This is a genomic window from Bacillus sp. 22190 (genome assembly GCF_052045575.1).
Lineage (GTDB): Bacteria > Bacillota > Bacilli > Bacillales > Bacillaceae > Bacillus > Bacillus altitudinis.
Genome location: NZ_JBQEPF010000003.1, coordinates 83579 through 103102 on the forward strand (window position 1 = coordinate 83579; position 19524 = coordinate 103102).

The following is a 19524-nucleotide window of genomic DNA, read 5'->3' on the forward strand; positions in this document are numbered from 1 at the left end:
TTCAAAAGGGTATACGATCTATGTGAAGTTTTTGTTAAGAGCTCCCGAATAAGTCTCTACATCCAAGAATAAGTCATCTGTCAGATATAGTCTGTTTTTAGAACGTGAAGATAGACATTGATATGAAAAGGGGCAAATGGGAGATAAGAGGGGGATTTCATGGTGAGTACAATAGCTAAAAAGCGGGGGTTTGGCGCTGTCTTATGGGATTACTTAACGACGGTTGACCACAAAAAAATTGCCATACTATATTTAGTGGCAGGGGGATTTTTCTTTTTAATTGGTGGCCTGGAAGCGATGATTATCCGTATTCAGCTAGCCATCCCTGAAAATGATTTTGTGAGTGCAGGGTTTTACAATGAAGTCATGACGATGCATGGAACAACGATGATTTTCCTTGCAGCAATGCCGCTTTTATTTGCATTAATGAATGCGGTTGTACCCATTCAAATTGGTGCACGTGACGTAGCGTTTCCATTTGTGAATTCACTTGGTTTTTGGCTGTTCTTTTTCGGTGGTATTTTCTTAAACCTTGGATGGTTTATGGGCGGGGCACCTGATGCAGGCTGGACTGCCTATGCGTCGCTCACGCTGAATTCAGAAGGGCACGGCATGGATTTCTATATTTTAGGGTTGCAGATAGCGGGTATTGGTACGCTAATTGCCGGAATCAACTTTCTTGCAACGATTATTAATATGAGAGCGCCAGGTATGACGTATATGAGAATGCCGCTCTTTACCTGGACGACGTTTGTGGCATCTGCACTAATTTTATTCGCATTCCCGCCGTTGACAGCAGGGCTTGCGATGCTGATGCTTGATCGAATGTTTGATACGAGCTTTTTTAATCCAGAGCTCGGCGGAAATACAATCATCTGGGAGCATTTGTTCTGGATTTTTGGACACCCGGAAGTGTATATCTTGATTTTGCCGGCATTTGGGATTTTCTCTGAGATCATTCCAGTGTTTGCAAGAAAAAGATTGTTTGGTTATTCGTCCATGGTGTTTGCGACTGTATTAATTGGTTTCCTTGGATTCATGGTGTGGGCGCATCACATGTTCACAACAGGACTTGGTCCAATTGCCAATGCGATCTTTGCCGTAGCCACAATGGCGATTGCGGTGCCAACTGGAATTAAAGTATTTAACTGGTTGCTCACCATATGGGGCGGTAATGTGAAGTTTACAACGCCGATGCTATATTCAGTTGCGTTCATTCCGTCATTCTTACTTGGCGGTGTAACCGGCGTCATGCTTGCAGCAGCAGCAGCGGATTATCAGTTCCATGACACGTACTTCGTTGTGGCGCATTTCCACTATGTCATTATCGGTGGTGTGGTCTTCGGTATTTTAGCAGGTGTGCATTATTGGTGGCCGAAGATGTTTGGGAAAATATTGAATGAGAAGCTTGGGAAAATTGGCTTTGTGCTGTTTTTCGTCGGTTTCCATTTAACGTTCTTTATCCAGCATTTTCTCGGTCTATGGGGCATGCCGCGCCGAGTCTTTACGTTCTTGCCAGGTCAGGGTCTAGACCTTGGGAACTTGGTCAGTACGATTGGGGCACTGTTCATGTTTGTAGCAGTTGTGATCATGCTGATTAATATCATCTGGACGACAGCAAAAGGGGAGCGTGTATCGGGCGATCCTTGGGGAGATGGTAGAACGCTTGAATGGGCAGTATCTTCACCTCCGCCAGAATATAACTTTAAGCAGCTGCCTCTTGTACGGGGACTTGATCCATTATGGATTGAGAAAATGGATGGTAAAAAAGGAATGACAGCATCTGAACCGCTCGATGATATTCACATGCCGAATAATTCCATCTTGCCTATCATAATCTCATTCGGTCTATTTGTGTCAGCGTTTGGTTTTATGTATCGTCAAGAGCACAGCTGGGGTCTACCGGTGATCTTCATTGGTCTTGGCATCACGTTTGCGACCATGCTCGTTCGCTCTCTTAAAGATGATCATGGATACCATATTCACAAAGAAGATTTGACGGATGACGATGACAAAGGGGTGAAAGCATAATGGAACCACAAAAAATGACAGCGGAAACCTTTCCGGCTTCTCCTGAGAAAGCCACGTTAGAAGGAAAGAATAAGTTCGTCGGGTTCTGGTTGTTTCTTGGGGGAGAAACGGTTCTGTTTGCATCTTTGTTTGCCACTTATTTGGCGCTGAAAAATTCAAATGCAGGCGGCGCAACAACAACTGAAATGTTTGACCTCACACTTGTCTTTATTGCCACAATGCTTCTGTTAACGAGCAGTTTAACGAGTGTGTATGCTATGTATCATATGAAAAACTTTGCCTTTAAAAAAATGCAGCTTTGGCTAGGTGTAACCGTTCTTTTAGGTGCTGGATTTTTAGGGGTAGAAATTTATGAGTTTTATCATTATGTGCATGCGTATGAATTTACCATTACGAGCTCTGCACTTGGCTCTTCCTTCTATACGCTTGTTGGAACACACGGGGCTCACGTTGCATTCGGGCTATGCTGGATCACCGCTCTGATGATTCGGAATATGAGACGCGGACTCGATTTATACAATGCACCAAAATATTATGTGGCAAGCCTTTATTGGCACTTCATTGATGTTGTGTGGGTCTTCATCTTTACCGTTGTATATTTGATGGGAATGGTGGGATAAGAATGGGAAATAAAAACACAAATCAGTCCAAAGTCGATCTTGTCTATCGGAAAAAGAAAAATGCCGAAGAAATGAAGCATCAGCTCATTTCTTTCGGCTTGATGATTGGTTTAACGTTTGTTGCCTTTTTAACAATCGCCTCTGAAGACGTCGGAAATTGGTTCGCTGTCCCTTTTATTTTACTGCTTGCAGTGATTCAGGTGGCTTTTCAGCTTTATTATTTTATGCACATGAACCAAAAAGGGCATGAAACACCCGCGTTGTTTCTTTACTCAGGTGTGTTTGTCGCGTTTATTACCGTTTTAGCCTTTTTGACCATTATTTGGTGGTAAGCTCGCTTTGCCCTTGAAGGAGGCGCAGCAATGGAAAACTTAGAGATATTTGGATTTCGTGCATTATGGAGTCCTTACTATTTGACATGTATTGTAGTAGCAGCCGCTTTTTATCTGCTTCTCGTGACGAAGGGCAAGCACCGTGCGACGGTGAAAGAGAAAACGCTATTTCTCACGGGGCTTGTGTTGCTTTATGCAGTGAAGGGGAGCCCGATTGATTTAATGGGGCATATTATGTTCAGTGCGCATATGGCGCAAATGGCAGTGCTCTATTTGGTCATCCCGCCGCTTCTTATTACAGGTTTACCTGCGGCGATTTGGGAGCGGATCATTCAAACACGGGGCATTCAGCCGATTTTCCGCTTGTTTTCTAAGCCGTTGATTGCCTTGCTCGGATTTAACGGGTTGTTTTCGCTGTATCATATTCCGCTTGTGTTCGATTTTGTCAAAACAGATCCGTTTTATCACGCATTGATGACGGTTGTCATTTTTATCGCTGCCTTTTTCATGTGGTGGCCGCTTGTCCATAAAGTGCAAAGTCAGCCGCAGATTACAGGCATTTTAAAGCTTGGATATATTATGGCAGATGGGATTTTAATGACACCTGCCTGCGCACTCATTATGTTTAGTGAAGCGCCTATCTATGCCACTTATTCAGATGCCGGCGCATGGATACAAGCACTGCACCTATGCGTACCGAGTGATATGCTTGCTGGTCTTGCGCTTACAGGACCTGACATGTTTCATACATTGCCGCTGCTAGAAGATCAGCAGCTAGGTGCTATTTTGATGAAAATCATTCAAGAGATTGTATACGGATCGATTCTTGCTGTTGTCTTCTTTGACTGGGCAAGAAAAGAAAGAGCGAAAGATGCCGTACCAGATGCGCTCATTCCGAAATATGAATAAATGAAAAGCACAGCCGCAGGGGCTGTGCTTTTTATGCTTCAGCAGTTATCGCTTCTAGTTTTTCTTTTAATTGGTTCAGCGTTTTTTTGCTTGATTGAATAAGAGATTTAGGGAAATCTTCGCCTTCTCCATATTCAACACCATGTGGATAATAGTGTTTTCCAAGTAAAGGTGTCAGCAGCTGGATGTGAGCTTTTTTGGAGCCGACATCTCCCTCAGTGGCGTAGCCAGAGATCCGTAAGTAAAACGTCCCCTCTACCATGTTATACTTCCTGTCGTACGTCACACGCTCATAATCCCATTGATCGGCTCGTACAAATCCTTCACTTTCCATAATGAAATCTAATTTATTTAAGTCAGCTGATACCTTCTCAATCCCCGTACCTTCAAACTTCACCCAAAACCCCTCCTTATAAAAATTCCCTTTACTGACAATCATAGTATGAAAGCGTTAAACTTTCAACTGTGAAAGGTATGTTCTTTTATAAGCTGGTTACAGTAATAAAGAAAATAACGGATGGAGGAATCAACGTGAAAACGAAAAAAATCAAAGATATCATGACGAAAAAAGTAGTGACGTTGCAAAAGGACGACAATGCGTATGAAGCGGCAGTCAAAATGAAAGATGCTGACATTGGTGCCATTCCAGTAGTCGACGGAGATCAGCTTGTTGGTATTGTCACAGACCGCGACCTTGTACTTAGAGGTATTGCTGAGAAAAAGCCGAACTCACAAGAGGTTGGTGCCATCATGACGAAGGAAGTATTGACAGCTGAAGAAGATGCAACCCTAGAAGAAATTGTCCGGTTGATGTCAGAACATCAGCTCCGCCGTATCCCGGTTGTCAAAAATGGGGCACTCACAGGAATCGTAGCCCTTGGGGATTTATCAGTTGAAGATTTATCAAACGATCGTGCAGGTGATGCTCTGACGGAAATCTCTCAACAAGACCAGGATCATGGCCAAGGATTTCTTCATTAGGAGGGGCATATTTTAAATTCGTGTTAAATAGGCTGTATTGTCGTTGATAAATGGAGCAAGTTTTGTTTAAATGACAGTAGAAGGTACTTTTTGTACCTTGCCAATTTAACGGAGGTGTTTATTTGAAAACTGTGCTGAAAACACTCTTCATCCTCCTGATTATATCTGGAACGTACGTTCTGTTTATTCAATATGGATCTTCACCAGAAAAAGAAAACAGCAATGAGCCGAAGGTGTCTAATGAAGAAACATCTAGCGATAAGCCGATCAACATTCCGAAAAAAGGGCTCATGTCCTTTATGGGGAAGTCTTCAAACGAAGTGCTTAAACAGCTAGGGGAACCAGATCGCATTGATCCTTCCGCATATGATTATGACTGGTGGATATACAATCAATCGAAGAAACACTATATTCAAGTAGGGGTAAAGGACAGTAAAGTGGTGACCTTGTTTGCGACAGGGGATGGGCTGAATGTTGAGCCGTTTAAAATCGGTCAAGCCACAAGTGAAGTATTTAAAAAAACACAAATCGCTCCTTACATTCATGTAGAGGACGAGGGAAATTCATATCGCTTTGAATTCTCAGAAGATGATATGAATACCAGGCCGACGGTGAAAGTGGGAGATGATGTGTATGTCCAGCTCTACATGGATAAGTTTGAAAGCACTCTTTCGAGTATTAGAGCCTTTAACGCAGATACATTTGTCAAACAAAAGCCGTATGAAGTCGTCTATCGAGGCCAATTAATTGAACCTGAGGCGATATCAGGTGAAAAATGGAAGGATATTGAAGCGTCGAGTCAAAAACAAATTTTTGATATGACCAATATTATCCGCCATAAGTACAAACTGCCGACCTTAAAGTGGGACGATGAAACCTCTGAAGTGGCATTCATGCATAGTGAGGACATGAAAGATCATCATTATTTCTCCCATGAATCTAAAAAATACGGCACGCTGAAAGACCGGTTAGAAAGAGGCGAGGTCGCATTTCAGCTTGCGGGCGAAAACATTGCATATAATTATGTTGATGGCCCTGCAGCTGTAGAAGGCTGGCTGAATAGCGAAGGTCACCGGAAGGCATTGTTAAATCAAGATTACACGCACCTTGGCGTTGGTGTGAAAGAAAAGTACTATACACAAAACTTCATTAAGAAAACGTCTTAATCCTCTAAACAGCTGCGCACAGATAGCGGCTGTTTTTTTATGAAAAGGGCTCACCAAAATAGACCCAGATGTATATAGTATAGTAGGCATTTGTATGGGGGGTGAGGATATGACAAATAAGCAAAAGCAAACATCCATTGATGAATTTAAACAGTTCGTCAGACGCCATCCGAAATTAATTCAAGAAGTGCAGACGCAAGAAAAAAGCTGGCAAAGTTTATACGAGAATTGGGTCATGTTTGGTGAGGAAGATGACATGTGGTCTCCTTACCGGCAAACACAAACGGAAGAAGCAAAAGAAGAAAAAGCCACTAAGCAAAGTGAACCGGGAAAAGCAGATTTTATGTCTAAAATGGTTTCTGCAGTGAAAAAAATGGACGCTGATCAAATGAATGAACAAATTAATAAAATGAGCCAGTCTATTTCCTCTTTACAAAGCTTACTCGGTCAATTTTCATCAAATGGCTCAAAGAAGGGTTCATCTGGAGGCAGCCAGCACCCATTCTCCTTCAGGAAAGATTAATTGAAAGGGGATGCTTTTGGTGCGGAGAGAAGTACAAGAGTTTGTCATGGCCGAAGAGGATCGAATCAAATTCATCAGGCAGCGCCCACTCTGGTATAGACAGTTAACGCGGCATCCTGAAAATGTCACTTCGTTTGAATTAGATAAAATGAACTTTTACGAAAAAACCATTCCTCATCGTGTGAGCCAGTTGAGCAATAGTGTCCAAATGGCTGAAATGATGATCCAGATGTTCCAAGCAATGCGCAATCAAAATGGAGCCGGGTGAGGCTTTTTTTGAGTTGATTAAGATGTCTATTTCATGAGCATCCTATGAAAGTAGACGAAAGGAGAATCAGAACATGAAATGGATGCTGTCGATATGCGCATTGCTTTTTCTTCTCACCGGATGTCAAAGTCAACATGATCAAGAGCAAGTAACTAGGCAAGAACCAGCAATACCAGTCATGCAGCAGACGCAAAGTGAAATGAAGCAGCAAGGCTTTTTAAAATACAAAGTGCAGGGATCTGTTGTGTATATAGAAAGTACACTTCAAGATTTTCACCTTGAACCTTCACCCCTGAAAAAGGATAAGAAGACAGGGTATTTTACTGTGTATGTAGATGGGAAACGGGCAGGAAACGAATATACTGCGGCGTTTGTGGTCAAGCACCTTTCAAAAGGAAAGCATAAAATGACCGTTGTGCTAAATTCTCGTCACCCTGAATATAAGCAGAAAAGAGAGACATGGGATGTATTTGTCACGTAAAAGCATTTTCTGATCCATAGGTTTCGTGGTAAACTATGAATTGGAGGTGCAACATTTATGTATGCGACAATCGAATCTGTGGAGCTCCAAGAGGAAGCAAATCAATTGGCTGCCATGATTCTTCAGTCGGAGGAGGCTGAACATTACCGCAACTGCTTTAAGCGTCTCCAGCAAGACGAAGAAGCCCAACAAATTATTGCCCATTTTACAAAAGTAAAAGAGCAATATGAAGATGTGCAGCGGTTCGGCAAATACCATCCGGACTATAGAACGATCTCAAAAGAAATGCGTGAGGTCAAAAGAAAGCTAGATCTTCACGATACAGTGGTTGATTTCAAAAAAGCAGAAACAGCGATTCAATCCATCTTAGATGAGATTAGTATTGAAATCGGTCAAGCTGTATCAGCATATATTAAAGTTCCAACAGGGAACCCATATTTTGATGGTCTATCATCATGCGGCGGTGGCTGTGGATCAGGAGGCAGCTGTGGCTGTAAAGTATCTTGACGAGACTTGAACGTCTCGTCTTTTACATAATGAACGGAAAGAATTGAAAAGCGGCAGGTGAAAAGATGGATACCAAACGTCAAGGGATGGTCGTTTGGCTGCATTCGTTAAAGCAGTCAAAAGCGCTAAGGAAATTTGGGAATGTTCACTATATTTCAAGGAAAATGAAATATGCAGTGATTTATTGTGATATGAATGATCTTGAGCGCCACATGGCAAAGCTCAGTTCATTACCATTTGTGAAACGTGTTGAGCCTTCCTATAAACCTTTTATTAAATTAGAGTACGAATCGAAATTGGACAAAGCAAAAGAGTATGACTATAAGGTGGGCTTTTAAAGACACAAAAAAACCCCCGCGGCATCACCCGCGGGGTCCTTCTATTCTTAATGATTCATTAAGGAGAAGGCAAAGGGAGAGGAGAAACCGGAGGAAGAACTTATGGGGAAACGTAAGTCTTCTCCGCGGTTGGCAACAGCACCACATCAGATGCTGTTAACAGTAGTATGACCCTCTCTTTTGTGATCTATACATAGAAAATGAATGGAATTCAGTGCATTGTCCCATGTGGAGTGGATATGGTAAGATAATGTTGAATTTTTTGTCATCAAACAATATTCAATAGATGCAAGCAGAAAAAGTGGTGGAAAAAATGAGAGTGATTTCTGGAACAAAAAAAGGCCGCACGCTGAAAGCCGTACCCGGCCAATCAACAAGACCAACAACAGATAAAGTAAAAGAATCCATTTTTAATATGATTGGACCGTATTTTGATGGGGGATGGGCCCTTGATTTATTTGCTGGAAGTGGTGGTTTAGGTATTGAAGCGCTTTCTAGAGGGTTCGATCATTGTATATTTGTGGATCGAGATATGAAGGCGATTCAGACGATTAAAGGCAACTTGAATCAATTGTCGCTGATGGATCAAAGTGAAGTGTTTCGAAATGATGCAAACCGTGCACTCGCTGCTGTAGTGAAGCGAGAAGAATCATTTCAAGCCATCTTCCTTGATCCGCCGTATAAAGATCAAAAGTTGAAAGCACTTCTTGATACGATTGATGAGCATTCCTTATTAGCAGATGATGGCGTCATTGTGTGTGAGCACGATAAAGATGTGACACTGCCAGAGGAAGCAGGACAGCTACATATCTCAAGGCAGGAAATGTACGGAATGACTGGCATTACGATCTATAGAAAGCGGGGAAATTAAAGCATGGGGAATATAGCCGTTTGTCCGGGTAGCTTCGATCCAGTCACATTGGGCCATTTGGATATTATCAAAAGAGGGGCAAAGATTTTTGATGAAGTATATGTGTGCGTCCTTAATAACTCGTCAAAAAAGCCGTTGTTTACTGTTGAAGAGCGATGTGAACTCATTCGTCAAGCAACAAAGGAGCTACCAAATATCAAAGTGGAATCCTTTCATGGACTGCTCGTTGATTATGCGAAACAAAAAGAGGCGAAAGTCATTTTGCGCGGACTTAGAGCGGTGACGGACTTTGAATACGAGATGCAAGGGACATCAATGAACAAAGTGTTGAATGATGACATTGAAACGTTCTTTATGATGACAAATAATCAATACTCCTTCTTAAGTTCAAGCATTGTTAAAGAAGTAGCGAAATATCATGGATCAGTCAAAGAGCTTGTACCGCAAGAGGTCGAAGCTGCGCTGAAAGAAAAATTTAATGGATGAGTGCATTGTGCACTCATCCATTTTTTAATTTCTGATAATAGAGCGCAATATACACGATCAGACTGAACAAGGTGATGAGGGGACCAGCAGATACAAGCTGATTCCATAACACGCTGCTAAACATCACGACTTGCTCGCTTGTTTCAAATGCCCCTGCTGGAAGCGCCATGTCTGCTTTAGAGACGTAAAGGGGTTTGAATAACAAAAAGGCAAAGACGGCTGCGTAAATACCGTGAAGCAAACGGGCGAAGAAAAACGGTTTAAAGCGTATATCGGTGGCTGCCAATATCCCAGCTACCTGAGCTTGAACGGAGAATCCGCTAAATCCTAAAATAAAGCTGACCACAATCGTTTTAGCGAGCAGGGAAACCTCTTGTGACCCTGTGAGTTGACTTCCTAATGTGATTTCAAATAGACCCGCAATCATGGCTAGATCTAATTCTGGCGGAAGATGCATCGTTATCAGTATATAACCGATCCCGATAGAGAGAAGATCTGTTACATGCACAACAGCGAGCATTTGACTAAAGACAGAAAATAAAATGATAAAGCCGCCAATCATAAAGAGCGTTTGAACAGATGACATGACAGCGTCACTTAATATTTGGCCAAGTGGTCTTTTTTCTGCGAGTCTTGCCGTATGAAGAGCGCTGAATGCTTCTCGAATTGGAGGCAATAAAAATCCTTTTCGGCTTCTGAGGTGCGCATCATGACGTGCTTTATATCCGCGCATCGTCACCCCAACCGCGAGATTTCCTAAATAATGTGAACAGGCTAACACAATGCCTAAAGCTGGGTGATGAAAAAATCCTACAGCCACTGCTCCAAAAATGAACAAAGGGTTTGAAGAATTGGTAAATGACACAAGGCGTTCTGCTTCAATTCTTGTCAGCTGTCCTTCCTGCCGAAGTCTTGTCGTCAATTTAGCGCCAGAAGGAAAACCAGAGGCCATTCCCATCGCCAGCACAAATCCGCCGACACCAGGCACCCGAAAGATAGGCCGCATAAATGGCTCTAATAATACGCCGACAAATCTGACAATCCCGAAACTGATTAATAGCTCGGACAAAATAAAAAAAGGTAGCAGCGATGGAAAAACCACTTCCCACCACATTGCAAGTCCATTTTTCGATGCTTGCAAAGAGGCTTGTGGATGTGTAATCACAGTGGCTGTTAAAAAGATAAAAAAAGCAGCGATGAACAGAGTGTTCCATTTTTTCATGGAGATGTCGCCCCTTGCCGTTATAATCTATTGGCGAGCTCGTGATTAAAGAAAAAGAGATGCTAGCCGAGCCTGTCTTCTATTACTATACGATGAGAAGGGGCATGTTTAGACCTATAGATTCGTATATATGCATAGAAAGAGGAGGGTGGATTCATGAAACGACCGATTATCGGGCTTGCGCTGGGCTCCGGGGGTGCCAGAGGGATGGCGCATATCGGGGTTTTATCTAGTCTTGAGAAACAAGGAATTCAGGTGGATATGATCGCAGGAAGCAGTATTGGTGCTCTTGTGGGGAGCTTTTATGCGGCAGGACAAGACGTAGAAAAAATGAAAAAACTTGCACTTGTCTTCAGAAGAAAGTATTATGCTGACTATACACTGCCAAAAATCGGTCTGTTAAAAGGAAATCGAATTTTGCAGCTGATTCACACGTTTACATATGGGAAGAATATTGAAGAAATGCGCGTGCCTCTTGCGATTGTCGCCTGTGACCTTCAGACAGGGGAGAAGGTTGTGTTCAAAGAAGGGTCTGTCTCACAAGCAGTCAGGGCAAGCATTAGCATTCCGGGTGTGTTTGTTCCGCATGAAATAGGCGGCAGGCAATTGGTGGATGGAGCGGTAGTGGACCGCATTCCTGTCTCTGTTCTCAAAGAAATGGGAGCAGATCTCATTATCGCCTCTGATGTATCAAGGGTGAAAAAAACAGAAAAGGCAACGAGATTATCGGATGTCATTATGCAAAGTTTGGACATCCTTCAAAATGAATTGGTTCGTCACCAAACCATTCATGCAGATCTCATGATTCGGCCGAAGCTCGAGACCTTTAGCTCTAGTGCGTTTACACAGGTTCAAGAAATGATTGAAGCAGGTGAACTCGCCGCCGACCAACTAAAAGGAAAACTGAAAGATGTCATTGATAAATGGGAGTGTTAATCGAATGAAAAAATTAAATATTCGCTGGCTCAGCTTTTTTGCTGTTGTTCTAGTCTTATTTGGCTTAACTTTTGTGAAACTGCCCTATTACGTCACAAAGCCAGGTGATGCAACAGAAATTGCGCCACACATTCAAGTAGACGGAGGATATGGCGAGAAGGGCAGCTTTTCTCTTATGACCATTAAAGTAGGTCCAGCCAATCCATATACGTATTTGCTTGCAAAAATGAACAAGTATGACGAAATCGTTCCAGAAGAAAATATTAAAGCGGACGGAGAGTCTGATGAGGATTATATGAAACGGCAGCTGCAGCTCATGAAAAGTTCTCAAGAAAATGCGATGATTGCCGCTTATACAAAAGCAGGGAAAAAAGTAGATTATACGTTTAATGGGGTATATGCGAGCTATGTGATGAAAGGAATGCCTGCATATGGGAAGATTGAAGTGGGCGATAAGATCAAAAGCGTCGACGGTCATACATATGAGTCAGCAGATAAAATGGTTTCGTATATCAGCAGTAAAAAAGCAGGCACGACTGTCCGTTTTGTACTTGAACGTAATGGCAAAGAAATCACGCAGAACGTGACGTTAAAACCATTTAAAGAAGAGCCAAAACGAGTGGGAATTGGCGTATCACTATTTACAGACCGTCATGTGAAAGTGTCTCCTTCTGTGAAAGTGGATATTGAAAACATCGGCGGTCCATCGGCTGGTTTAATGATGTCACTTGAAATTTACAATCAGCTGACAAAAGAAGATGAAACACATGGCTATGCGATCGCAGGAACTGGAACGATTGATGCAGATGGTACAGTCGGACCGATTGGCGGAATTGATCAAAAGGTTGTTGCAGCAGACAAAGCAGGAAAAGACATCTTCTTTGCACCGAATGATAAAGGTGACCCAAACTCTGACTACAAAAATGCAGTCAAAACAGCAAAAGATATTAAAAGTGATATGAAAATCGTTCCTGTGGATACCATGCAGGACGCACTAAACTATTTAAACAAATTAAAAGAGAAAGCATCATAAAAAAGAGCAGCCTGACTTGCAGGCTGCTTTTTTCTATCGAGATGAAAAGAGTCCGCTCTCTTCATCATATCGAATCGGTGATGTTTTAAACTCTGCTTTCGTTAATTCTGTTTGCATGGGTTCACAGATGGGAAGGCTGAACACCCTTGAAGCGCGAATATCAAGATCAAGGGCGGGATGTGAAAAGGAAGACAGTTTACTCACAAGTGGTGCATCCAACCCTTTTTTTACAAGAGACAGGTACTGTTGTCCTTTCCTTGTCATTCCAAGTAAACGAATATAGGGCGCTTTTTTCTCTTCAAGCAGCTCGTGCATCGTCTTTTTCTTCACGTTCATTAATAGATGCGTATTCATCCGCTGTAACCTTGTCCACGTATATCGTTTTGTTTTGACAAGTGATAGATACTCCTCGTAGGAAGATGCATGTGTCATGGCTTTTTGCATGCGGTGTTCAATGCCTTCTTCAATTTCATAGATGCCCTCTAGTTCATTCGTATCCATTGTATGAAAAACATGTTTCAGAAAGCGAAAATAGGCTTCTTGCGTATGTAAAAGACCATATGAAGAATGATAGTCGTGTAATTGCTTTAAAGTAGCGTCCGGGAGATAGGGCGTGACTGCTTGAAATGAGCTCTGTTCTTTTAATGCTTTTCGGATACTTGTGGCGCTTGCGATTTTTTGGTTGTCAGGCAGTTCTTCATCATGATAATCAGATGCAATTCTTTGAGACGTAAAAGGCTGCATGTGAGGAGCTCTCTCTAAGATGGCTTTAACATAATGAAAGCCTAAAATGTTATTTGGTTTGGACAAATCCAGTAAGTGTTCAGAATGAATGGCCTCTTGAAACGCACCTGCTGCGGCGGCGGGATAACTAAGACCTTCTTTCACCTTTTCTTTTGTTAAAAGATCAATCTCTGCCTTTTTTTCATACCAAGCGTGTGCTGTGCGCTCAAATGCGTTGATCTCTCCATCCTCACTGCCGAAAAAAAGAGAATGGCATTTTAATGCATCAAGGATGGACACAGCGCCATTGGCGAAGGTTTCTGCCTTTTGTACGGCATATATGTATGGAAGCTCACACACAATGTCTACGCCGTTTTGCAGTGCCATTTTTGTACGTGCCCATTTTGAGACGATGGCAGGCTCCCCGCGCTGGAGGAAAGAACCGCTCATAACGGCAATTGCAACATCTGAGGAGGTTTGTTTTTTCGCCTGATTCACATGATAGGCATGCCCATAATGAAATGGATTGTACTCGACAACGACTCCCACTGCTTTCAATAGATGTTCCGCCTTTCTTGCTATGGTTAAATGGTCTGTGCTACAGTAGCATAAGGGAAAAATGAAGTCCATTTTTTTCAGTTTAGGCATTCCGAGAACTGATGTCAAACAGCCCTTTGACGTCATGAAGGACTGTAAAGAAAAAATATTGACAAATAGCATGATGAAAGCTATAATCATGTTTGTTGCTCTTAGAGGTGATACAATTGAAATGGACAGTTTATCAGTTACATCAAAAAGCTAAAAACAGCTTCGATTTTCATGAGACGGTTGACTTAAATGAACTTACTAGCCTTCATTCAGATATACGTCGTATTTCACCAGTAGAGGTGAAAGGGACTGGAGTGATCGAATCAAAGCAAGTCGCATTTGATTTAACCATCACAGGTGAAATGACATTGCCTTGTTCAAGAACGCTTGTTGATGTAAATTATCCATTTGCGATTTCAACAAAAGAACTATTTGTACTTCATAAGACAGACGATATAGAAGATGAAGACGTATCTGTTGTAGAAGACGATATCATCGACTTAACGCCTATAGTCAAGGAAGAAATTCTTCTTGAAGTGCCCATGCAAATCTTTTGCGACCAAGCTGACGTAAAAGGTGCTGCACCACAGGAAGGGAATGACTGGGCGGTCATTTCGGAAGATGCACATCAAAACCGAATTGATCCTCGTCTGGAAGGCTTGAAGAAGCTCTTAGAAGAAAATAATGAATCTTAACTCTTTAAGGAGGTGGGAATAATGGCTGTACCTTTTAGAAGAACTTCTAAAATGAAAAAAAGATTGCGTCGTACGCATTTCAAACTACAAGTACCTGGTATGGTAGCTTGCCCAGAATGCGGTGAAATGAAAATTTCTCATCGTGTCTGCAAATCTTGCGGAACATACAAAGGCAAAGACGTAAAAAGCAACTAATGCTTGATAAAAAAACGTGAGGGAATCTTCCCTTGCGTTTTTTTATTGATCTATTTTTTAGGTTTCTCTCCTGCAAATAGTCTATCTACTCTAGTAAGCGCATATGATGTGGTATTCAGATTCAGGGGGGATGATGAGTTGACGATTACACGGCAGGACGCATGGACACAAGATGAAGATTTACTTTTAGCAGAAGTTGTCTTAAGGCATATCCGAGATGGCGGTACCCAGCTTTCAGCATTTGAAGAGGTTGGAAAAGCATTGTCAAGAACAGCAGCAGCATGTGGATTCAGGTGGAATTCTTACGTCAGAAAGCAGTACCAGGCGGGCATTGAGCTTGCCAAAAAACAGCGAAAAGAACTGCGTAAAAAAATTGGTATCCATTCTTCGGGTTTACCGCAGCATGCGTTCACCATAGAGGAGAAGGCATCTTCTGATCAGACTGAACTGACGCTTCGAGAAGTAATTCGGTTTCTAGAGCAGCTTGAGAAAGAACCATCTGGTCCAGCTTATTTACGGGAGGAGCTTAAAGATGCACAGCATCAATTAAAATCACTCACCGAAGAAAATGAACAGCTGAAACGTCAATTAAAAATGACAGAAGAAGATTACCGGGCACTTATTGGTATTGTTGAAAGAGTCAAACAGAATATCAGCTTAAAAGATTACGCAAAATAAGAAAACGCCCCTCACAGATGGAAAGAGGGGCGTTTTCTTATTGATTAAAATGATTAAGCGGACTCACCTGTGTTCTTTTGTATATGTGCAGGCTCCCAAATGAGTGGGTTTTCTCCTTTATCGCGTTCCATATCATATTTCACCGCTTCAAAGCCCATTTTATCCCAAAAACCGGCAGATTTGACGCGTGGATTCGTTCGAATTGGAAGGCCAAAAGATTTTGCGAAATCAACAAGCGCTTCGCCGTATCCTTTACGCTGATATCCTGGCAGCACTTCTAGCTTCCACAGCTCTAGATAATCATGATTATGGTCAAAATACGTCGTCGTCGAGCCATCTACTTGATAGAGGCTCATACGTGCCACAAGCTTATCTCCAAAGTAAATCCCATAAAATGGAGAGTTGCTGTCATTTTCAATCATATTACTTTCTAGGTCTTCAAGCATGGAAAGTTCTTGTATGCCATATTCCTTAAATTGTTTAAATTCCTCTAATGTTTTGTAGTTAATCAGAAGACGTTTTACTTGTGTCATGTGATCTTCCCCCTTACACACATAATGTCGACAGTGATGTCATTGAAGGCGTTTTCATCCCATCCGCCTAAAAAAGTTTTTACACTTATTATTATAGTTTTTTAATTAAAAAAATTCAATCATAGCGCGTTATCTGCTTTTTGCATCGTAGCACGAAACTGGTAAAATAGTTGATAACATGAAGTAAACAGAAAAAGGGAAGTGCGGCAATTGAAAATTGGAATCATTGGCGGTGGTGCGATTGGTCTGCTTTGTGCCAGTTATTTATCAGAGCATCATGACATTACCGTCTTTACAAGAAGAAAACAGCAGGCAGAAGAAATTCGAGCATTAGGCATCGAACGAATGGTAAGAGGGGAAACCATTCAATCAGCTGTTGGGGCCGATACGGGGGTCAAAGGAATATTTGATTTGCTGATTGTGACAGTGAAGTATCATCATCTGCAAGATGTTCTAGGGGAATTATCGGGACTGCCTCGTCAGCGGATCTTATTTTTGCAGAACGGAATGGCCCACCTCGTCGATTTAAAGAACTGGAAAACGGCACATCAGTTATATATTGGTGTAGTAGAGCATGGCGCAATGAAGGTGTCTGATCGCGCAGTAAACCATACAGGAATTGGTGTCATCAAGTGGGGAGCATTTCTGCATGAGGAAAAAGGACCTATGAGTAATGGATTGTCAAAAGGCGATTTTCAAATGATTTATACAGATGAATGGAAAAAGATACTGGAGGAAAAACTGCTCGTCAATGTGTGTATTAATCCGTTGACGGCTTTATTACATGTGAATAATGGGGAATTGGTATCGAACCCGTCATATGAACATATGATGACATGTGCATTTGAAGAAGCGGTTTCCATTCTAGGGTTGCTTGAGAAAGATCGTCTATGGGCTCATGTGAAATCAATTTGCCATCAAACGGCTGCCAATCAATCGTCGATGCTGCAAGATATCGTCAAAGGCCGCCAAACTGAAAGAAAAGCAATCATTGGCTACCTTTTAAAAAAAGCTCAAGGTCAAGGGATGACGCCGCCATTCCTCACTTTCTTGAATAGAAGCTTGGAAGTATTGGAAAAAAAGCAAACAAAATCTTTTGAGTGAGCTCATTTACATGCTATACTTTTTCGGGAAACTAACTATTTATTGAAGAAAGGAAGTTCTAAACATGCAATTGACTGAACTTTCCATCCGAAGTCAGAATTTATTCATACGTGATTATATAGAAGAAAAAAAAGAGATGACTGCTTTTTTTGATTATGATATACATTCTGAGCACACATGGAAAAAGAGATACGACGATCTCATGGAAAGGAGCTTCCCGCGCGAGGCTTTAGCGGATTATATGAGCGCATATCATGCAAAATTTGATTCGGCTGCGATGCGTGAGAATATTGAGAAGATCCGTGATGAACGGAGCGTCATGGTGGTTGGAGGACAGCAGGCAGGCTTACTGGCAGGTCCGCTTTATACCATACATAAAATCATTTCCATTATTCAGTTTGCCAAAGAAAAAGAATCAGCGCTTGGCGTTCCTGTTATTCCGGTCTTTTGGGTAGCGGGTGAAGATCACGATGTAGACGAAATTAACTTTGTGTACACGTCTGGCGAAAAAGGCCCAGTCAAACAAAAGCTTCCATTACATCATGTGAAAAAAACAGCTGCGAAAAGAACACCTCTCCACCAAGAGAAAACAGAGAGATGGCTTCGTGATGTATTTTCAACCTATGAGGAATCTGCTTACACAAATGACTTGTTTGATCAGCTTCTTCGATGTTTACGCAAATCAGAAACGTTTACTGATTTCTTTGAGTGGATTGTTTGCGATCTATTTGAAGAAGATGGACTCCTGTTATTGAATTCAGGAGACTTCGGCGTGAAGCCACTTGAACGTACGTTATTCAAGCAAATTGTGGAGTCGAGTGATGCGATCGTGGCTCGCTTAAATAACACGCAGGCTGCCATGAAACAAGCGGGGTATCAGCCGATTATTGAAGCTGGTGACCATCAAGCCAACTTGTTTTACGAATATGATGATGAGCGTTTCCTCATTGAAAAAGAGAATGGCCAATTTTCTATATCCGAAGTGGGGCTTACTTGGACAAAAGATGAGCTTTTGCAGGAAGTCGAGGAGCACCCAGAGCGGTTTAGCAATAATGTGGTGACCCGTCCATTGATGCAGGAAACTCTTCTTCCAACGCTTGCTTTTATGGCTGGACACGGTGAAGTGAACTATTGGGGTGAGCTGAAAGGCATCTTCGAGTACTTCGATGTCAAAATGGCACCCGTTCTTCCAAGACTGCACGTCACCATTCTTGAAAGGCACATTGATAAGAAGCTGCCGATAAGAGAATTGTCGGTTGAAGAAGTGCTGACAAAAGGCGTGAAAGAAAAGAAGGATGCGCACTTTCAGCAAAGTCTTCCAGACAGCTTTGTTGAATCGGTTCAACATGCCAAACGTGAATTAGCGAATGTTCATGAGGCAATGAGACAAGAAGCGCTAGAGATCGAACCAAGCTTTGAACAGCTATTAGATAAAAATGCCAAATTTATAGAAGACCAGCTTCAATTTGTTTATCAAAAGGTTGCAAAGCGTGTGGAAGAGAAGGAAGGATACATCCTTCGAGATTTTGAACGGATTGAAAATAGTTTAAAACCACTCGAAGCACCACAAGAAAGAATTTGGAATATCATGTACTTTTTAAACAAATATGGTCCAGAATTCTTCAAAACGTTCAAAAATCTGCCATTTTCATTTCAAAACAAGCAACAAATTGTCAAACTTTGAAATAAAGTTTTAATGAACCCTGACTAGTTCAGGGTTTTTTTTTATGTAGAAACAGTGTAAAATAAGTTTTGTGGAGAGAAGTGGTGGATAGTGGAGAGTATGGGTGAGAAAGTGGGGCTCTGATATCATGTTCATGGGTGAATACCAACATACGATTGATACAAAAGGGCGCATGATCATCCCTGCTAAATTTAGAGACGGTCTCGGAGAACAGTTTGTGCTGACGAGAGGGCTTGATCAATGTTTATTTGGCTACCCTATGAGTGAGTGGAAACTAATTGAAGAGAAACTCAAAGCACTGCCGCTAACGAAAAAAGATGCACGTGCGTTTACCCGGTTCTTCTTCTCCGGCGCAGTTGAATGTGATCTGGACAAGCAGGGGCGCATTAACATCGCATCCAACCTACTCCAATATGCAAAACTCGAAAAAGAATGTGTGGTCATCGGCGTTTCAAATCGAATTGAGTTGTGGAGTAAGTCGATCTGGGAACAATATACAGAAGAGCAAGAAGATTCTTTTGCTGAAATTGCTGAAAACATGATTGGATTTGATATATAATAATCCCTTGTGCAGCAAGCTTTCTACACATTCATTTCTATTTGAAAAAGGTGGGACCATA

Annotated in this window: 25 protein-coding genes; 21 read left to right on the top strand and 4 right to left on the bottom strand. The window is 41.9% G+C overall.

The annotated features are described in order from the left end of the window. The first annotated feature begins 159 nt into the window (after positions 1–159). From ctaD to ctaG, 4 genes are read left to right on the top strand one after another with little or no spacing between them, the layout of a single operon-like run. On the top strand, positions 160–2031 hold the full coding sequence (gene ctaD, locus ACTJKA_RS05155) for a cytochrome c oxidase subunit I (RefSeq protein ID WP_007499823.1): 1872 nt from the start codon (positions 160–162) through the stop codon (positions 2029–2031). Further along, positions 2031–2651 carry a cytochrome c oxidase subunit III gene (ctaE, locus tag ACTJKA_RS05160; protein ID WP_007499822.1) on the top strand — a complete coding sequence of 207 codons (621 nt, stop codon included), beginning with the start codon at positions 2031–2033 and terminating at the stop codon, positions 2649–2651. Before ctaD ends, ctaE begins: the two co-directional genes overlap by 1 nt. A gap of 2 nt (positions 2652–2653) precedes the next feature. Then, positions 2654–2983 (top strand): cytochrome c oxidase subunit IVB, encoded by a 330-nt coding sequence (ctaF, locus tag ACTJKA_RS05165; RefSeq protein ID WP_003211520.1) that lies wholly within the window; start codon positions 2654–2656, stop codon positions 2981–2983. A gap of 30 nt (positions 2984–3013) precedes the next feature. Further along, positions 3014–3892, top strand: a complete 879-nt coding sequence (ctaG, locus tag ACTJKA_RS05170) for a cytochrome c oxidase assembly factor CtaG (protein ID WP_008345036.1) — start codon at positions 3014–3016, stop codon at positions 3890–3892. A 31-nt stretch (positions 3893–3923) separates the two neighbouring features. On the opposite strand, the gene ACTJKA_RS05175 is transcribed toward ctaG, so the two are convergent. Further along, positions 3924–4289, bottom strand: coding sequence for a YugN family protein (locus tag ACTJKA_RS05175; RefSeq protein ID WP_008345035.1), 366 nt, complete (start codon positions 4287–4289; stop codon positions 3924–3926). A 161-nt stretch (positions 4290–4450) separates the two neighbouring features. Between ACTJKA_RS05175 and ACTJKA_RS05180 the strand changes: the two genes are divergently transcribed. From ACTJKA_RS05180 to coaD, 9 genes are all read left to right on the top strand, one after another. Further along, positions 4451–4873: a CBS domain-containing protein gene (locus tag ACTJKA_RS05180; protein WP_034646433.1), complete on the top strand. Its 423-nt coding sequence runs from the start codon at positions 4451–4453 to the stop codon at positions 4871–4873. A gap of 122 nt (positions 4874–4995) precedes the next feature. After that, on the top strand, positions 4996–6039 hold the full coding sequence (locus ACTJKA_RS05185; RefSeq protein WP_008345031.1) for a CAP domain-containing protein: 1044 nt from the start codon (positions 4996–4998) through the stop codon (positions 6037–6039). A 109-nt stretch (positions 6040–6148) separates the two neighbouring features. Next, a complete protein-coding gene (locus ACTJKA_RS05190; protein ID WP_046343473.1) occupies positions 6149–6562 on the top strand; it encodes a YlbD family protein in 414 nt (137 codons plus the stop codon). Between the two features lie 19 nt (positions 6563–6581). After that, positions 6582–6830 (top strand): YlbE-like family protein, encoded by a 249-nt coding sequence (locus tag ACTJKA_RS05195; RefSeq protein ID WP_017359376.1) that lies wholly within the window; start codon positions 6582–6584, stop codon positions 6828–6830. Between the two features lie 73 nt (positions 6831–6903). After that, the gene (locus ACTJKA_RS05200) at positions 6904–7311 is read left to right on the top strand and encodes a hypothetical protein (RefSeq protein ID WP_116306819.1); all 408 of its coding nucleotides are present in this window, start codon (positions 6904–6906) and stop codon (positions 7309–7311) included. Positions 7312–7368: 57 nt separating this feature from the next. Beyond that, positions 7369–7818: a YlbF family regulator gene (locus ACTJKA_RS05205; RefSeq protein WP_007499807.1), complete on the top strand. Its 450-nt coding sequence runs from the start codon at positions 7369–7371 to the stop codon at positions 7816–7818. Positions 7819–7883: 65 nt separating this feature from the next. Further along, positions 7884–8156: a YlbG family protein gene (locus ACTJKA_RS05210; protein ID WP_008345023.1), complete on the top strand. Its 273-nt coding sequence runs from the start codon at positions 7884–7886 to the stop codon at positions 8154–8156. Between the two features lie 313 nt (positions 8157–8469). Next, positions 8470–9027, top strand: coding sequence for a 16S rRNA (guanine(966)-N(2))-methyltransferase RsmD (rsmD, locus tag ACTJKA_RS05215; RefSeq protein WP_007499805.1), 558 nt, complete (start codon positions 8470–8472; stop codon positions 9025–9027). Positions 9028–9030: 3 nt separating this feature from the next. Beyond that, positions 9031–9513 (top strand): pantetheine-phosphate adenylyltransferase, encoded by a 483-nt coding sequence (coaD, locus tag ACTJKA_RS05220; protein WP_007499803.1) that lies wholly within the window; start codon positions 9031–9033, stop codon positions 9511–9513. Positions 9514–9526: 13 nt separating this feature from the next. Here the strand turns inward: coaD and ylbJ are convergent, their stop codons facing one another. After that, complete coding sequence (gene ylbJ / locus ACTJKA_RS05225; RefSeq protein WP_440607651.1) at positions 9527–10735, bottom strand: sporulation integral membrane protein YlbJ; 1209 nt, start codon at positions 10733–10735, stop codon at positions 9527–9529. Between the two features lie 156 nt (positions 10736–10891). On the opposite strand from ylbJ, the gene ACTJKA_RS05230 reads away from it, so the two are divergent. Both ACTJKA_RS05230 and ACTJKA_RS05235 read left to right on the top strand, forming a co-directional pair. Further along, entirely contained in the window at positions 10892–11671 is a 780-nt protein-coding gene (locus ACTJKA_RS05230; RefSeq protein WP_017367186.1) for a patatin-like phospholipase family protein, read from the top strand. A gap of 4 nt (positions 11672–11675) precedes the next feature. Further along, on the top strand, positions 11676–12704 hold the full coding sequence (locus tag ACTJKA_RS05235; RefSeq protein ID WP_017359372.1) for a SepM family pheromone-processing serine protease: 1029 nt from the start codon (positions 11676–11678) through the stop codon (positions 12702–12704). A 33-nt stretch (positions 12705–12737) separates the two neighbouring features. On the opposite strand, the gene ACTJKA_RS05240 is transcribed toward ACTJKA_RS05235, so the two are convergent. After that, on the bottom strand, positions 12738–13985 hold the full coding sequence (locus ACTJKA_RS05240; RefSeq protein WP_419715763.1) for a nucleotidyltransferase: 1248 nt from the start codon (positions 13983–13985) through the stop codon (positions 12738–12740). 206 nt (positions 13986–14191) lie between these two features. On the opposite strand from ACTJKA_RS05240, the gene ACTJKA_RS05245 reads away from it, so the two are divergent. From ACTJKA_RS05245 to gerR, 3 genes are all read left to right on the top strand, one after another. Continuing rightward, positions 14192–14710, top strand: coding sequence for a YceD family protein (locus ACTJKA_RS05245; protein WP_008345010.1), 519 nt, complete (start codon positions 14192–14194; stop codon positions 14708–14710). Between the two features lie 21 nt (positions 14711–14731). Continuing rightward, positions 14732–14905 carry a 50S ribosomal protein L32 gene (rpmF, locus tag ACTJKA_RS05250; protein WP_008354700.1) on the top strand — a complete coding sequence of 58 codons (174 nt, stop codon included), beginning with the start codon at positions 14732–14734 and terminating at the stop codon, positions 14903–14905. A gap of 138 nt (positions 14906–15043) precedes the next feature. Then, entirely contained in the window at positions 15044–15583 is a 540-nt protein-coding gene (gene gerR / locus ACTJKA_RS05255; RefSeq protein WP_017359370.1) for a sporulation-specific transcriptional regulator GerR, read from the top strand. 53 nt (positions 15584–15636) lie between these two features. On the opposite strand, the gene ACTJKA_RS05260 is transcribed toward gerR, so the two are convergent. Next, on the bottom strand, positions 15637–16116 hold the full coding sequence (locus tag ACTJKA_RS05260; protein WP_007499784.1) for an N-acetyltransferase: 480 nt from the start codon (positions 16114–16116) through the stop codon (positions 15637–15639). 210 nt (positions 16117–16326) lie between these two features. On the opposite strand from ACTJKA_RS05260, the gene ACTJKA_RS05265 reads away from it, so the two are divergent. The 3 genes from ACTJKA_RS05265 to mraZ all read left to right on the top strand — a co-directional run bounded on the left by ACTJKA_RS05265 (position 16327) and on the right by mraZ (position 19463). Beyond that, a complete protein-coding gene (locus ACTJKA_RS05265) occupies positions 16327–17220 on the top strand; it encodes a 2-dehydropantoate 2-reductase (RefSeq protein ID WP_336749764.1) in 894 nt (297 codons plus the stop codon). A 64-nt stretch (positions 17221–17284) separates the two neighbouring features. After that, on the top strand, positions 17285–18904 hold the full coding sequence (gene bshC, locus ACTJKA_RS05270; RefSeq protein WP_008345002.1) for a bacillithiol biosynthesis cysteine-adding enzyme BshC: 1620 nt from the start codon (positions 17285–17287) through the stop codon (positions 18902–18904). 127 nt (positions 18905–19031) lie between these two features. Beyond that, positions 19032–19463: a division/cell wall cluster transcriptional repressor MraZ gene (gene mraZ / locus ACTJKA_RS05275; RefSeq protein ID WP_003211163.1), complete on the top strand. Its 432-nt coding sequence runs from the start codon at positions 19032–19034 to the stop codon at positions 19461–19463. The last annotated feature ends 61 nt before the right edge of the window (positions 19464–19524 follow it).

Coding starts and splice junctions, on each gene's coding strand:
- bshC (WP_008345002.1), top strand. CDS start 17,285: ATGCAATTGACTGAACTTTCCATCCGAAGTCAGAATTTATTCATACGT.
- ACTJKA_RS05200 (WP_116306819.1), top strand. CDS start 6,904: ATGAAATGGATGCTGTCGATATGCGCATTGCTTTTTCTTCTCACCGGA.
- ctaD (WP_007499823.1), top strand. CDS start 160: ATGGTGAGTACAATAGCTAAAAAGCGGGGGTTTGGCGCTGTCTTATGG.
- ctaF (WP_003211520.1), top strand. CDS start 2,654: ATGGGAAATAAAAACACAAATCAGTCCAAAGTCGATCTTGTCTATCGG.
- ACTJKA_RS05190 (WP_046343473.1), top strand. CDS start 6,149: ATGACAAATAAGCAAAAGCAAACATCCATTGATGAATTTAAACAGTTC.
- ACTJKA_RS05230 (WP_017367186.1), top strand. CDS start 10,892: ATGAAACGACCGATTATCGGGCTTGCGCTGGGCTCCGGGGGTGCCAGA.
- ACTJKA_RS05210 (WP_008345023.1), top strand. CDS start 7,884: ATGGATACCAAACGTCAAGGGATGGTCGTTTGGCTGCATTCGTTAAAG.
- mraZ (WP_003211163.1), top strand. CDS start 19,032: ATGTTCATGGGTGAATACCAACATACGATTGATACAAAAGGGCGCATG.
- ACTJKA_RS05180 (WP_034646433.1), top strand. CDS start 4,451: ATGACGAAAAAAGTAGTGACGTTGCAAAAGGACGACAATGCGTATGAA.
- rsmD (WP_007499805.1), top strand. CDS start 8,470: ATGAGAGTGATTTCTGGAACAAAAAAAGGCCGCACGCTGAAAGCCGTA.
- rpmF (WP_008354700.1), top strand. CDS start 14,732: ATGGCTGTACCTTTTAGAAGAACTTCTAAAATGAAAAAAAGATTGCGT.
- ctaG (WP_008345036.1), top strand. CDS start 3,014: ATGGAAAACTTAGAGATATTTGGATTTCGTGCATTATGGAGTCCTTAC.
- ACTJKA_RS05235 (WP_017359372.1), top strand. CDS start 11,676: ATGAAAAAATTAAATATTCGCTGGCTCAGCTTTTTTGCTGTTGTTCTA.
- coaD (WP_007499803.1), top strand. CDS start 9,031: ATGGGGAATATAGCCGTTTGTCCGGGTAGCTTCGATCCAGTCACATTG.
- ACTJKA_RS05260 (WP_007499784.1), bottom strand. CDS start 16,116: ATGACACAAGTAAAACGTCTTCTGATTAACTACAAAACATTAGAGGAA.
- ctaE (WP_007499822.1), top strand. CDS start 2,031: ATGGAACCACAAAAAATGACAGCGGAAACCTTTCCGGCTTCTCCTGAG.
- ylbJ (WP_440607651.1), bottom strand. CDS start 10,735: ATGAAAAAATGGAACACTCTGTTCATCGCTGCTTTTTTTATCTTTTTA.
- ACTJKA_RS05205 (WP_007499807.1), top strand. CDS start 7,369: ATGTATGCGACAATCGAATCTGTGGAGCTCCAAGAGGAAGCAAATCAA.